Consider the following 13604-nt stretch of genomic DNA (forward strand, 5'->3'; position numbering starts at 1 on the left):
GTCGCTTTTCCTCTGAAAATTTCAATCGTAAGACTAGGGTTCGGCTGCGCGTCCCAGATGCATCAGTATTAGAAGGGAGCGTCTAGCCCATCTGCTCTTCGCGGTCTCTCTTGCGATTCTTCAGGCTCATCGCGATGGAGAACGCCACGGATGCCAGGATCAACAGCCACAGCACCACGGCAATGGGGCTCTTGGTGAAGAAGATCGAGAGGGTGCCGAACGACTCGAGGCTCTTGACGAAGTAGACCTCCGCCTGGCTGCCCAGAATGAACCCGATGATCAGCGGCGCCACTTCCAGACCGACCTTCTGGATCAGGTAGCCGAGGATGCCGAAGATCAGCAGGGTCCAGACATCGAACATGATGCCGTAGTTGATGGCATAGGCGCCCACCACACACATCATCACGATGATCGGATAAAGGATATGCTTGGGCACCATCACCACCTTGGCGATATGCTTGATGGCGAAAAACATCAGGAAGAACATCACGACGTTGGCGAAGACCAGCGCCGTCATCATGATGTACCAGGTATTGGCATTCTCGGGGATGAACAGCGGCCCCACCTGAATACCCTGTAGGGTGAAGGCGCCAATCAGTACGGCGGTGGTGGAATCACCGGGAATCCCCAGGGAGAGCAGCGGAATCAGTGCGCCGCCGGTCAGCGCATTGTTGGCCGACTCCGAGGCAATGAGCCCCTGGGGGGCGCCCTTGCCCATCTGCGAGGAGTCCCTCGCCAGGTTCTTCTCCTGGGTATAGGCCAGCACGGAGGCGGCACTGCCACCAACACCAGGCAGCATGCCGACAAAGGTCCCGATGAAGGACGAGCGCACCAGGTTGGTCAGGCGTCCCTTGAACAGCCCCAGGGAGAAACCACTCCCCTTGCCGAACTTGACGCGTTCATGGCTCAGCTCACTCTTCACCCCCTTCTCGGCCTCGAGCAGGATGGTGGAGATGCCGAAGATGCCGATCAGCACCGGCAGCAGGGAGAAACCTTCGAACAGGTAGGGTTCCATGAAATCGGCCATCAGCCGCGTCTTGCCGTTGCCGCCATCGGAGATGCTGTAGTCGCCGATCAGGCTCAGCCAGATACCAATAACGCCACTAAAGATGCCCACCAGCATGCTGCTCGACAGCGAGGCGATGACGCTCAGGGCCAAGAGAATGATCAGGAACTTCTCCACGTAGGAGAACTTGATCGAGAAGTCGGCCAGCATGGGAGCGAACAGGAAGAGCACGGCGGCACTGATCAGCCCTCCGATGACGGAGGCGATGACACACACGCGCAGCGCCTTCTCCCCTTCTCCCTTGCGAGCCATCGGGTAGCCATCGAAGGTGGTGGTGATCGAGGAGGGCGTGCCAGGTATGTTGAGCAGTACCGCCGGCACCATGCCGCCCGAGATACCGCCCACGTAGAGACCCAGCAGTAACGCCAGGCCGTGGTGCAGTCCCAGGGCATAGGTCAGCGGCAGACAGACCGCCACCGCCATGGTAGCGGTCATGCCCGGTATCGCGCCGAAGATGATGCCGATCAGTGCACCGAATCCGGCAAGCAGGAAAAAGGTGACATCGAGAAGTGACAGGAATTCCATGGTGGCACTCGCTTAGATCACGGCAGGGTGATGGTGAAAAGCTTGGCGAGAATGAACCAGGCCAGGCCGGGAGCGACGATGGCATTGATCACCGCGATGATGACCGCCTTCTTCGTCCATTCATGCATATACATCAGCGACATGATCAGCACGAAGGGCATCGAAACGAACAGGAAGCCGTAGCCCGTGTAAGGGAAGAGGTTGCCCACCACGTCCATCAGATAGAAATACGCCACAATCAGGACGAGCGTGCCGAAGAAACGGTAAGCATCCATGGGCTCCCCCACGATGGGGAGGGTACGCTCTCCTCGCTTCACCGCGGCCAGGAAGGGGACCACCTTGGTCACCAGGATGACCAAGAAAAGCCCTGCCATGATCCAGTGGATGATCGTCGGAAAAAGAAGGTGCGAGGTCCCGAAGTCTATCGAGACACTTAACAGATTGGAAAGACCTGATTCCATAGCGGCTCCGGCATGAGCAGTAGGGTAGCCTGCCCATCAGTGTTCTATAGCGATTCACGCCAAATGGCGGGGCATCGACCGCATACCGCCGTCGATGCCCGGATCGCTTATTTGATGTTATCGATGATCTCTTCGTAGCGAGACATCTTCTCGTTCAGGTACTCCGAGGCCTCGTCTGAAGGCTTGAAGTTGGGGATGAAGAAGGAGTTCTTCTGGGTCTCCTGAATTTCTCCCTCTTCATAGATCTCGGTCAGCGCCTCGTCGATCTGCTCGACGATGCCCGGATCCATGTCCTTGTTGTAGAGGAAGAAGAACTCCTTATCGAAGGTGAAGGTCTCGTCGTCGCCCATGGTGACGTGGACGTTGGGCTCGACGTACTCGAGCAGCTGCTCGCGGGAGGTCTTGCCAAGGCCCTCCTCCGGTGCCTGTTCAATAGTGTCCTGGCGCGCGGTCAGCCAGACAAAGCGCATGGCCTTCTGGTCGTCCTCGGCGAGGCGGGTGTACTGCTCATTGGCCTGCACGGAACCGTGGATCATGTCGACCTGATCATCGAAGAGCTGCTGATTCTTGTCCGACTGCGAGCCGGTGTTGACGGCGACCAGGTTGTCCTCCTGCCCCGGGTGCTCGATAGAAACGGCGTTCTTCAGGGCACTGAAGCCGATCTCGGAGACGCCCCCCGGCTGGATCGCCACGCGCACGGTCTCGCCATCGCCTACCGCCGCGATGACCTCATCGAGGGTCTCGTATGGGGAGTCCTTGGGCACCAGATAGGCGTTACCCGGGTTGATCGCCACGGTCGGCCCGATGGTGTACTTCTCGAAGATATTCTCGTAGCCCTCCACACCATACAGATGGCCCAGATAGGACTGGTCGTGGAAGATCATCAGGGTGTTGCCGCGTGCGTCGCGGTCCAGGGTACGAAAGGCAGAACTCGCACCGACGGCGTCGACCTTCATGTTGAGGTCGAGATGCTCGGCCAGCTTGTCCACCACGATGCTGGAGTTCTGGTAGGTGTCCCCCCCGGTGGACGTGGAACCGATGACGACTCGTATGTTGCCGCGCAGCTGACCGTCCTGGGCCATGGCGATGCCGGCGCCGAAAGTCATCGACGCCATGACCGCGGCGGAGCCCAGTCCTGCCAGTGTCTTCTTGGATAAGGTCATTCTTACACCTCTTAGCTGTTGTCGATTTATAGTTGCTTGGCGATACCCACCAGCGTCTCGAGCTGCTGGCGCTCCTCGGATGAGGGCATGGTCAGGGGCGCGCGTACGCTGCCCGCCGGACGACCGATGATCTCGGCGCCGGCCTTGATCAGGCTGACGGCATAGCCCTTCTTCCGATCCCTGAGGTCCACGAAGGGAATGAAGAAGTCGTTGGTGATCTGCTTGACGACTTCGCTGTTGCCCTTGCGGAGTTCCTTGTAGAAGGTCACGGCCATGTCGGGCACGAAGTTGAACACGGCCGATGAGTAGGTGTTGACGCCGATGGACAGATAGGCCTCGGCGAAGATCTCGGCGGTCGGCACGCCGCCGATATAGACAAGCCGGTCGCCCACGGTCTTGACGATCTTGTTCAGGGCCTGGATGTCGCCCTTGCCGTCCTTGAGGCCGACCAGGTTGGGGCAGGCCTCGGCCAGTGCCTTGACGGACCCGGCATCGAGGATCCCGTTGCCGCGGTTGTAATAGATGACATTGAGCGACGTGGACGCACAGATCTGGCGGCCATATTCGACCAGTCCGTCCTGGGGGCATTCGGTCAGATAGGGTGGCATCAGCAGGATGCCGTCAGCACCAGCCTCCTCAGCCGCCTGGGCGAAGGCCTTGCCGCTCTCGACGCTCAGCCCGGCACTGGCGATCACCGGCAGCTTGCCGTCCACCGTCTCCACGGCCACGCGCACGATCTCGCGGAACTCGTCGAGCGACAGGTTGAAGAACTCGCCGGTACCACCGGCCACGAAGACCGCGGAGATGTCGTGGCTGATGAACCACTCCAGCCGACGGCGATAACTCTCGGCGTCGAAACGGCCCTCCTGGTCGAAATCCGTGATGGGAAACGACAGCAGACCATCGCCGATGGCTTGCACCACTGCTTCTCTGGAAAACTTCACGCAACCGTCCTCATGCTTTCCGGGTCAGGGGCTCCCCGACCGCCTCGCGGGTGATCGACAACGGGTGTGTTGTCATACATCATACAACTGACAAATTAATCACCAGTCACTTGCCGGGCAAGTCCTACTGATCGAATTGCGACCAAAGTTTAAGGGTGCCCGCGAAGCATGCTCTCACCCAGCAGCCTATCCAGGCTGGCTTACCCTCGATGGCGCAGTAGCGGCTGGCCAGTTAGTCATGAAGGGTTGCAGACTGGCTCCTTCTCGACACTCGCTCTCGCCGGTACGCGGTACCCCTCGGCAACCTGGTCGGCGCACTGGTAATGCAGGTGGTGGGGAAATGGAGTGTCTGCTCGGTCGTGAGCGTCTCACTGCACCTGAAGCCCGAGCCGCCCGGTAGATACCTTGTCCTTTGCCCAAAAGGAGCCTGAACCATGAAGAAACGCATCCTCGCCTATGGCCGCCTGAACGATGACCAGCTGGCGCAGCTCGGCCACGTCTTCGAGGTCCTGGCCTTTCCCGGCCTGACCTCCGCCGACGATCCTGACTTCCGGGCCGCGCTACCCGACGCCCACGGCCTCATCGGCGCCAGCCTGGCCATCACCCCCGAGCTGCTCGACGCCGCGCCCCAGCTCGAAGCCATCGCCACCATCTCGGTGGGCTACGACAACTACCCGGTCGAGGCGCTGACCCGCCGCGGCATCCTGCTGTGCAATACCCCGGACGTGCTCACCGAGACCACCGCCGACACCGGCTTCCTGCTGATCATGGCCGCCGCCCGGCGCGCCGTGGAGCTGGCCGATCTGGTCAAGCGCGGCGACTGGCAAGCGGGGATCGGTCCCGAGCACTTCGGTAGTGACGTGCACGGCAAGACCCTGGGGCTGATCGGCTTCGGGCGCATCGGCGCCGCCGTGGCCCGGCGCGGCGCCCTGGGCTTCGGCATGCGCGTCCTCTACTCGAACGCCTCCCCCAAGCCCGAGCTCGAGCGCGAACTAGGGGCGGAGCGGCGCGAAACGGACACGTTGCTTGCCGAATCCGACTTCGTCTGCGTCACCGTGCCCCTCACCGCCGAGACCGAGCACCTGATCGGCGAGCGAGAATTTGCCCTGATGAAGCCGTCGGCGATCTTCGTCAACATCGCCCGCGGCAAGGTCGTCAACGAGGCGGCGCTCATCGAGGCACTGGAGATGGGGCGCATTCGCGCCGCCGGCCTGGACGTCTTCGAGCAGGAGCCGCTGTCGCCGGAGTCGCCACTGCCGCACATGACCAACGTGGTGGCCTTGCCGCACATCGGCTCGGCCACCCACGAGACACGCACCGCCATGGCCCAGCGCGCCGTGGACAACCTGATCCTGGCGCTCAAGGGCGAGCGCCCGATCAACCTGGTCAACGAGACAGCCTGGCGGCTCGCATGACGCCACCGAAACGGGATAGAAAAGGAACACCGCCAGCTGGCGGATCCCGGATGATCAATTACCCGGGACCCTACCCAGGCAAAAGGCCTAATTCCGAGATATCCATGTGGTAGGTGTGAAGCGAAGAGAGCGGATGCCTTTCCCTTAAAGTCCAGATTCACCCAACGGCACCCCCTGCAGTGAATCACCAAACCACTGCTGACGCAGGCCGCGCTGCTCGCGAAGCAGGATGGCGAGGTAGTCGGCCAGCGGGTGGCCAATGGGCAGGCGGGCGGCGTGGTCGCGCAGGGCCGGCTGGTAGCCCTGCTGCTCAGGCGGCAGGTGCGCGGCATTGGCGCGCTCGGCCAGATCCTCGCGCGGCGGCAACAGCAGATGGGTGGCGCGGCTGGCGAGGGCGATGCTCACCCCCTTGGCGTCGAAGTCGCCGAGATAGAAGTGGGGCCTGGCGCTCTCTGCCCAGGCCTCGGCCACCCTGGCGAAGGCGCCGCCGTAGTGCCTGTCGCCGCGGTAGAGCACCAGCGGGCGGGCGTCGTCGGCCAGCGCCGCAGTGGTCGACGCGAAGGCGTAGAAGCCATCGAGGTTCTCGACCTGAACCAGCACGTCGAAGGCGTCGAGGTCGAGGTCGCGCCAGTCGAGGTCGAGGAAATCCCGGGGGCAGCTCACCAGTCCCGGCCGCTGCGCCGCCGCAGCGGGGAAGCTGGCCAGCACGCGGCGATCGCGGGGCTTCTCGCGCACACCCTTCTCCTCGCGGTTACCCAGGTGAGCCTGTTCGGCGGTGGTCAGGCCGCTGAGGTCGGCGGCGATGGCGGGCTCGCCCAGGGCAACCAGGGTCTCGTCGATCCGGGCGAGCAGGTCAGGGTCGAGCTGCAGGCGGGCGTGGGTGAGGCGCGGGCCGAGCTCGATATCGTGCGCCTGACACCAGGCCACGACCTCGTTCACCACCTTGCTGCGACGCTTCTCTACGCTGGGCGTGCGACGCAGCGCCTGGCCGGCGTCGCGGAGCAGGTGGCGAGCGCGCGACGACAGGTTCATGCCCCCGCCCTCAGCGCCAGGTTGACGTCATGGATCAGCCGCAGGTGGTTGAAGGGGCTGGCCTGGCTCTCCTGTTGGCTAAGGCGGAAGGCGCGCTGCTCGCCCCTGGGCAGACCCTGGAACTCGGCAATCACCTGGAAGAGCCAGATCTCCTCGCCCCACGCCAGCTCGCCCTCCTGCAGGTACGCCAATGCGCTGAGCCCCTCCCCGCCGCGGTCCACCACCGCAAGATAGAAGCGCTCCACGTCCTCCTTGAGCGCCTGCTGACGAGCGGCGACGAGGGTGTCTTCCTGGGGCGCCGCGGCGCCGGCAGCGGTCACCGGTTCCGGGCGATGAACAGGCCGCGGCAGCTGGTGCAGCAGTTCGGTGAGTGCCCGAGTATCGGGGTGGTGATCCAGGGCCGCGGCCCCGGCGGCGATCAGCGGGGCGGCGCGGTTGACCAGCGCCGGGACCTCGCTGCGCCGGGCGTAGTTGCCGGGCACGAAGCCCGGATGTTCACGAAGGAAGCCGGCCATGCCGGCCACCAGGCGGCTTCGCGACTGCTGCTGGCGGAAGCGCGCCATCAGCTCGACCATGCGCCGCTGCACCTCGCGCAGGCTGGTGTAGTGCTGGGTGAGCTGGTGCTGCAGGCCGCTGACCAGCAGCTTGCGCAGGGCGCCATCGCTGCCCACCAGCTCGATCAGCTCGTGGAAGTCGATCAGCGCCAGGCTGTCGAGCAGGCGCACGATCTGCTTCTGGGCGCGCTCGTTCTCGCGAATCTTGTCGCCCAGGCGGCTGACGAAGCCGAAGTCGCTGTTGAGGCGCCGCCACAGGCTGTCGATGGCGTCGCCGAAGCGGCCGTTGAGGTCATCCACCTCCTGGCGCAGGCGCAGCAGCTGCTGTTCCTGGCGCCAGTACTCGCCGGCGTCGCGGGCCTCGCGGTAGCTCTGCACCAGGGTGCGCATGAGCTCCAGGGTCTCGGCCACGTCGGCGTTGACGTGGCGCCGGGTCTCGTCGGCGAGCATCTCGGCGATCAGCTCGCGCACCTTGGGGGAAAGCTTCACCCCGCCCTGTTCGTCCGGCCGCCACAGGATGCGCGCCGCCAGCAGCCGGTTGAGGGCGGTGGTGCTGAGCCCCTCCAGGGGCACCTCGTCCCGGGCATAGCCGGCCATCAGCGCCCCGGCGTGCTTGCCGAGCAGCGCCAGGCGCTCGACGCCGGTGCCAATCAGGCGGCTCTCCAGGGCGTGGGCATCGCGGTCGCTCACAGCAGGCTCTCCTGGCTGGCCGGGGGCTGGTCGTCCTCGGGCAGGTTCTCCTCGTCGCGGATGAAACGCACCAGGTCGACCAGGTAGTCGATCTTGGCGGTGACCACGAAGTACTGGCGATCGGCGTGGGGCTGGAGCAGGTAGCCGTGCTCCTTCAGGCGCTTGAAGACCTGCTTGAGCTGGGCATCGAGCTGGTCGCTCTGGGAGCCGAAGAAGGGATCGGTGGCCAGTCGCTCGAGGCGCTCGCGAAGCCCCTGGTTGTCCTCGCAGCGCGAGCTGAAGTCGGCGGGCTTGAGCACGTCGCCGGGGGCGGCCAGGCCGTCGCGGCCCAGGGTCTCCTGCACCAGCTGCAGCCACTCCAGCATCGGCAGCAGGCTGTTGACGGTGTCCGCCAGCTGGCGCGAGAGCTGCTCGCGAGCGCCCTCGTCGAGCCGGCGCCAGGCCAGGAAGTAGACGCTGCCCTCGTCGTTGGTGGCCAGGCGACGGTTGAGCGGGCGCAGGTAGGTATCGAGCTGCTCGCGAACCTCGTCGTCCTGCAGGCGGCGGAAGGCGCTCTCGTCGCTCACCGCGCAGATGAACTCGCCGGCCAGCAGGCGTTCGAGCAGGGGGCCATGTTCGGTCATCGAGCGCTCGGTCATGGGGCGGCCTCCTCGGCGCGGGCCTGCAGGCGCTGGGCCAGGCGGCTCAGGCGCGGTTCGATGCGCTTGAGGCGTCGCTTGCCGGGAGCCGCCGCATCGCGGTCAATCAGGTAACGGTTGTGGAACAGCAGCAGCACATCCGACTCCGGGTTGGGAAAGGCGCCGACGATATGGATGCGGTTGTTGTCGCAGGCGTCGAACAGCTTCTCGACGTTGTGATAGGCCAGGGTGCCGATCTCGTCGATGGGCCAGTGGATGGCCACCCGGGCCTCGCCGCGCAGCAGCCGGGTGAAGGCGAGCAGGAACTTGCACAGGATCAGGTAGGCCATGCCGTGGCTGGAGGACTCCAGCAGCTGGCGGTCGTTCCTGATGACCAGGTCCGTGCCGCCCTCGTTGAGGTGCAGCTCCAGGCGCAGCAGGCTCTCGAAGCTGTACTGCTGATCACTGCGCAACAGCTCCACCACCTCGGCCAGGGCATCGAGGTAGTCGTCGCCGGGCAGCGGCTGTCCCGAGTCGCGCCATTCATGGTAGCACTGGGCGAAGCGCTTGAGCGGCTCCCAGAACCCGAGCTCGTCGATGGTCGACTGGATCCTGACCTCGGCGCGACCGATGCCCTCGAGCCTGAGATCGTCGGCCACCTCGTCGGAGAGCCGCCGGCTCTGGGCATTGATGCGCCGGTTGAGGTCGCGGAACACGGTGAAGAACTTGTCCAGGTCGTCGGAGAGGTTGCGTCCCTCCTGCAGCAGCTGCTGCTGTTGCCCCTCGAGCAGCTGGAGCATGCCGGCGATCACCGGCAGCAGCCGGCGCGGGCTCTCGCCCTCGAGCTTGGCGCGCTCGGCCTCGAGCATGTCCTGGAAGTCGGCGCTGGCGCCCTTGATCAGCTCGGACTCGATCTTCTCGCAGCCGCGACGCAGCTCGTCCAGCCGCCGGGCATGGTCGGCAAGCCCCTGGCGAACGCGCTCGATGCGTTCAGCGGCATCCCCCGGGGCCTCGCCGATGGGTTCCGGGGCGGGATCGAGACTCAGCGCCTCGAGCTTGTCGAGCAGCGGGGCGAGGGTCTCGACCAGCGCCCTGGCCGCGTCGCGGCGGGCCTTCAGCGCCCTCACCGCCGCCTGGTGCTCGCTGCGGGCGGTGCGGAAGTCGGCCCGGTGCTTTTCGCGTTCGCGCTCGGCCTGCTGGCGCTCGCGGGAGAGCTCGGCCTCCCTTTCCACCAGGCGCGGCTTGCGCTCCCCCCACGCCACGCGCATGAAGTGACGATATTCCCTCAGTTCATCCTCGCGCTCGGTGGTCTGGCGAATGCGTATGGCCAGGGCCTCCAGGCGTGAGCGGGTCTCGCGCACGGTGATCGGGTCGACGCCCTGCTCGGTCAGCTCGCGGTCGAAGGCGGCCTGCAGCTCGTCACGCTGGCGGCGGGTCTCCTCTCGGTGGTCGTCCAGCTGGCGGCGGTGCTGGGCGACCTGCTGATCGAAGCCGGCCAGCCGCCCCTGGAAGTCGGCGGTCAGCTCCAGGCGCTGGGCACGGTGGCCGTCGGCCAGGGCCTCCAGGGCCCGACGCTGCTCGTCGCGAAGCGCCTGCTGCACGGCCTCCTGCTCCTCGAGCGCCTCGCGACAGGCGACCTGGCGGGCCTGCTGCGCGGCGGCGTGGCGCTGCTGGCACTGGCTGCGCGCCTGCAGAGCATAATCGACCTCCTCGGCGGCGCGGCGACGAGCGCCCCGGGCACGGTCGAGGCGCGCATCGGTCTCCTGGACCCGTTGGTGGCAGGCGCGGAGCGCCTTCTCGGCGCCCTTCTCGGCTTCCTGTGCCTCACCCAGTGCCGCCTCGGCGGCCTCGATCTCGGCCAGCAGGCTGGCCTCGTCCTGGGCGTGCTCGGGCAGCGCGATGGCGGCCAGGTCCAGCGCCAGCCCAAAGAGGTCGTCGCTGGCGTCCTCGTTAAGCTGGGGCGCCAGGTCGCGACGCTCGAGGAGCTCGGGCGCGATCACCTTGCCCAGGCCCTGCTCCCAGCCCGGGCGGTGGTGGCGCAGGAAGTGGCGCAGGCTGCCCTGGGCGGGGTCGCGCTGAACCAGCAGGGCATCGCGGTGTGCCTCGGCGCGGGAGCGCTGCGCTCGGACTCGTTCCAGCGCGCGCTCGGCGGCCTCGCGTTCCTGCTTGCGCTCATCGAGCTCGGCTCGCACGCTCTCCATGGCGGCGGCAGCCGCACTCTGTTCGCTCTGGGCCTGGTCGACCCGGGCCTGAGCCTGCTCCGCCTCGCGGGCCTCCTCCGGGGTCTGGGCGCCATGGGAAAGCTGCGCCTTGAGCTCGGAGAGCCGCGCGGTGACCTGATCCAGGCGGGTGCGGAAGTCCTCCTCCAGGGCCTGGCGGCGGGCCTGGTAGTCGGCGTCCAGGCGGCTCTCGGCATCGCTCTGCTGGTCGCGACAGACCTCCTTCTCCTCGCCCAATGCATCGATCAGTGCCTGGAGCTCGTCGCGGCGCTGCTCGAGGAGGTCGCCCAGCTCCACCAGACGCGCCTCCAGCCTGGCCTTGCTCTCCTTCACTGCCTGCTGCATCAGTTCCAGGTGGTCGCGCAGCTGTTGTTGCTGGTCGCGCCACTGGGGCAGCGCCTTGAGGTCCTGTTCGAGGCCCGGCATGTCGGCCTCCTCGAAGGCCTCGAACTGGCGCTGCAGGTCATCGAGGTCGGCTCGCGCCTTGCTCAGCTCGCTGTCGAGCGAACTCAAGCGATCATTCAGCGCATCGCGGGCCTCCTGGTAGGCTTCCTCCCGTGCCTGGAAGGCACGCTGCTGGCGCTGGATCTGCGCCTCGAGATCTGCGCTCTCGCGTTCGGCGCGATGGCGGTCGGCCTCGAGCTGGGGCCGAAGCTGCCACAGCGAGGTCTCGACATCGGCGATCTCTCGATCGAGGCTCTCCAGGGCAGAAAGCGAGCGCTGAAGGGGCGCCAGGCGCATCGACTGACGCATGCGGTCGATCCACTCCCGTGCCTTGGTGTTGCGGATGCGGGTCACCGGCAGCTCGACACCGTCCTCCTCGAAGATCGCCGCCAGCATGGTCTTGAGGGTGTCCATCTTGCCCTCCTTGGCGTGTACCGCGGACACCAGCTTCTCCATATGCCGGATGCGCTGCCCCGGGCGCACCAGGCTGAAGCGGGCGGCCACCTGGCGCAGACGCAGCCCCTCCTTGCTGTTGCCCCTGGGCTGGAACCCGGTCTGGGTGAAGTCATTCTGGATCACCGAGCGGTATTCCGAGGTGGCGCCCAGCTTGGGCGAGACCGAGACGCCCTGTCGGCGCAGGCCGTTGGCCCACTGGGCGTAGTCCAGGGCGGTGACGCCGCCCTCGCTCTCCACCAGGTAGTCCTCGGGGCGATAGGGGGCCCCGACGAAGCGATACTCGACGCCACCATCGCTCTTGCGTGTCAGCACCGCCTGACAGACATCGCCCTCCTCACGACTGTACTCGTAGACGAGATAGCTATTGCGGTGCGGAAGATAGAAGGCATCGAACTTGAGCCGGGTCTTCGGCACCACCTTGTTGGGCTGCTCGCCGTAGAAGACCGGCACCAGACGCTGCAGGGTCGTCTTGCCCGAGGCGTTGGTGCCACAGATGTTGGTGTGGCCGTCCACACTGAGTTCCACCACCCCCTCGAGGTGGCCGTGGATCATCACGATGCGTTGCAGGTGAGCCATGTCGCGTCCTTGGTCGTTGGCGATCCATGCTGCCCGTAGGCGACATCAGGATGGTGCCCGAGCCAAGCGGTGGGTTCAAAAGCGGCCATGAAGGTAGCGGTTTCCGGACAGGGCGCCAAATGGAGAGACGCACGAAAAAGGGCCTGCGACAGTGTCGCAGGCCCTTGAATTCGTGGCGCGCCCGGCAGGATTCGAACCTGCGACCCTCGGCTTCGGAGGCCGATACTCTATCCAACTGAGCTACGGGCGCACGTGCCTGGCGGTGGGTGCCAGGCGGTCGACATCGTACCCGCCAGCCCTGCCGCTGTCCAGCGGCCATCCCGCTCGCCCCCGGCCATGGTATGAGCCGGGACATTTTCCAGGCGTTGGTGATGCCGGTATACTGGCGGACACTTATGCGCGCCATGGCGTCCACCGGCTGACGTGATGCCGAGCGTGATTCCGATGACAGGACCGTCGAGAGGTGGTGAGAGTGAAATCCAGCAAGCTGATCATGGGGTGTCTGGCCACCCTGGGCCTGACCACAGGTATCGCCGTGGCACAGGACGACGCCGAGCGCGAGGCCGTCGCGGAACGCCTGAAGCCGGTCGGGGAGCTCTGCCTGCAGGGCGAGGACTGCGGCACCGCCGCCGCCTCCGACAGTGATGGCGGCGACGACGGCGGCTCCTCCGACGGTGCCGATGGCGAGTCCATCTACGGCAGCGTGTGCGCCGCCTGTCACGACAGCGGTGCCGCCGGCGCTCCGATGTACGAGGATGAGGACGCCTGGGCCGATCGTGTCGACAAGGGCTGGGACGAGCTGCTCGCCAACGCCATCAACGGCATCGGCGCCATGCCGGCCAGGGGCGGCAACTCCAGCCTCTCCGACGAGGAGGTCGAGGCGGCCATGGCCCACATGCTGGATCCGGTGATGGACGTGCCGGACCTGGGCGGTGACGCCGCCTCCGATGACGAGGCAGCCAGCTCAGACGATGAGGCCGCCTCCGAGGAAGACGGCGCCGCCTCCGGTGAAGAGGAAGACGCCGCCTCCGACGAGCAAGAAAGCGCTTCCGATGACGAGGCGAGTTCCGATGACGAGGCCGCGTCCGGCAGCGACTTCGACGGTGAAGCCCTCTATGGCAGCTCCGGCTGCGCCGCCTGCCATGACTCCGGTGCCGCCGGCGCCCCCGTGCTGGGCGATGCCGACGCCTGGGCGCCGCGCATCGAGCAGGGCATGGACACCCTCTATGAGAGCGCCATTAATGGCAAGGGAGCCATGCCGCCCAAGGGAGGCAGCAGTGCCTCCGACGAGGAGATCCAGGCCATCGTCGACTACATGGTGGAAGAGTCCGAGTAAGCTCACGATCACACCACCATGTGACAAGAAGCGGGGCGCCTTCGGGTGCCCCGCTTGCGTTGGTCGCTCATTTCTTGATCGGTGCTACCGCCATCACGCAGCACTC

10 protein-coding genes and 1 tRNA gene are annotated in these 13604 nt (G+C 65.8%); 2 read left to right on the forward strand and 9 right to left on the reverse strand.

The window, feature by feature from the left end:
* Window positions 1-82: 82 nt before the first annotated feature.
* The 4 genes from QLQ86_RS00365 to kdgD all read right to left on the reverse strand — a co-directional run bounded on the left by QLQ86_RS00365 (window position 83) and on the right by kdgD (window position 4159).
* A complete protein-coding gene (locus QLQ86_RS00365; RefSeq protein ID WP_282815584.1) occupies window positions 83-1591 on the reverse strand; it encodes a tripartite tricarboxylate transporter permease in 1509 nt (502 codons plus the stop codon).
* A gap of 17 nt (window positions 1592-1608) precedes the next feature.
* A complete protein-coding gene (locus tag QLQ86_RS00370; protein ID WP_282733981.1) occupies window positions 1609-2052 on the reverse strand; it encodes a tripartite tricarboxylate transporter in 444 nt (147 codons plus the stop codon).
* 107 nt (window positions 2053-2159) lie between these two features.
* The gene (locus QLQ86_RS00375; RefSeq protein ID WP_282733980.1) at window positions 2160-3215 is read right to left on the reverse strand and encodes an ABC transporter substrate-binding protein; all 1056 of its coding nucleotides are present in this window, start codon (window positions 3213-3215) and stop codon (window positions 2160-2162) included.
* A gap of 26 nt (window positions 3216-3241) precedes the next feature.
* Window positions 3242-4159, reverse strand: coding sequence for a 5-dehydro-4-deoxyglucarate dehydratase (gene kdgD / locus QLQ86_RS00380; protein WP_282815585.1), 918 nt, complete (start codon window positions 4157-4159; stop codon window positions 3242-3244).
* Window positions 4160-4593: 434 nt separating this feature from the next.
* Between kdgD and QLQ86_RS00385 the strand changes: the two genes are divergently transcribed.
* Window positions 4594-5574, forward strand: coding sequence for a 2-hydroxyacid dehydrogenase (locus QLQ86_RS00385; protein WP_282815586.1), 981 nt, complete (start codon window positions 4594-4596; stop codon window positions 5572-5574).
* A gap of 144 nt (window positions 5575-5718) precedes the next feature.
* Here the strand turns inward: QLQ86_RS00385 and QLQ86_RS00390 are convergent, their stop codons facing one another.
* The 5 genes from QLQ86_RS00390 to QLQ86_RS00410 all read right to left on the reverse strand — a co-directional run bounded on the left by QLQ86_RS00390 (window position 5719) and on the right by QLQ86_RS00410 (window position 12412).
* The gene (locus QLQ86_RS00390) at window positions 5719-6606 is read right to left on the reverse strand and encodes a DUF7281 domain-containing protein (RefSeq protein ID WP_282815587.1); all 888 of its coding nucleotides are present in this window, start codon (window positions 6604-6606) and stop codon (window positions 5719-5721) included.
* The gene (locus tag QLQ86_RS00395; RefSeq protein WP_282815588.1) at window positions 6603-7850 is read right to left on the reverse strand and encodes a hypothetical protein; all 1248 of its coding nucleotides are present in this window, start codon (window positions 7848-7850) and stop codon (window positions 6603-6605) included. Before QLQ86_RS00395 ends, QLQ86_RS00390 begins: the two co-directional genes overlap by 4 nt.
* Entirely contained in the window at window positions 7847-8473 is a 627-nt protein-coding gene (locus QLQ86_RS00400; protein WP_326521260.1) for a condensin complex protein MksE, read from the reverse strand. The genes QLQ86_RS00395 and QLQ86_RS00400 overlap by 4 nt, the downstream gene beginning before the upstream one ends.
* Window positions 8474-8484: 11 nt before the next feature.
* Complete coding sequence (locus QLQ86_RS00405) at window positions 8485-12162, reverse strand: ATP-binding protein (protein WP_282815590.1); 3678 nt, start codon at window positions 12160-12162, stop codon at window positions 8485-8487.
* Window positions 12163-12335: 173 nt separating this feature from the next.
* A tRNA-Arg gene (locus QLQ86_RS00410) sits at window positions 12336-12412 on the reverse strand.
* Between the two features lie 222 nt (window positions 12413-12634).
* On the opposite strand from QLQ86_RS00410, the gene QLQ86_RS00415 reads away from it, so the two are divergent.
* The gene (locus QLQ86_RS00415; protein WP_282733973.1) at window positions 12635-13498 is read left to right on the forward strand and encodes a c-type cytochrome; all 864 of its coding nucleotides are present in this window, start codon (window positions 12635-12637) and stop codon (window positions 13496-13498) included.
* Window positions 13499-13604 lie beyond the last annotated feature (106 nt).

It is taken from the genome of Halomonas rhizosphaerae (genome assembly GCF_030012485.1).
GTDB lineage: Bacteria > Pseudomonadota > Gammaproteobacteria > Pseudomonadales > Halomonadaceae > Halomonas > Halomonas rhizosphaerae.

What these genes read in the sequence shown, in the direction of transcription:
- QLQ86_RS00365 (WP_282815584.1), bottom strand. Translation starts at nt 1,591, where the DNA reads ATGGAATTCCTGTCACTTCTCGATGTCACCTTTTTCCTGCTTGCCGGA.
- QLQ86_RS00370 (WP_282733981.1), bottom strand. Translation starts at nt 2,052, where the DNA reads ATGGAATCAGGTCTTTCCAATCTGTTAAGTGTCTCGATAGACTTCGGG.
- QLQ86_RS00375 (WP_282733980.1), bottom strand. Translation starts at nt 3,215, where the DNA reads ATGACCTTATCCAAGAAGACACTGGCAGGACTGGGCTCCGCCGCGGTC.
- QLQ86_RS00385 (WP_282815586.1), top strand. Translation starts at nt 4,594, where the DNA reads ATGAAGAAACGCATCCTCGCCTATGGCCGCCTGAACGATGACCAGCTG.
- QLQ86_RS00390 (WP_282815587.1), bottom strand. Translation starts at nt 6,606, where the DNA reads ATGAACCTGTCGTCGCGCGCTCGCCACCTGCTCCGCGACGCCGGCCAG.
- QLQ86_RS00400 (WP_326521260.1), bottom strand. Translation starts at nt 8,473, where the DNA reads ATGACCGAACATGGCCCCCTGCTCGAACGCCTGCTGGCCGGCGAGTTC.
- QLQ86_RS00405 (WP_282815590.1), bottom strand. Translation starts at nt 12,162, where the DNA reads ATGGCTCACCTGCAACGCATCGTGATGATCCACGGCCACCTCGAGGGG.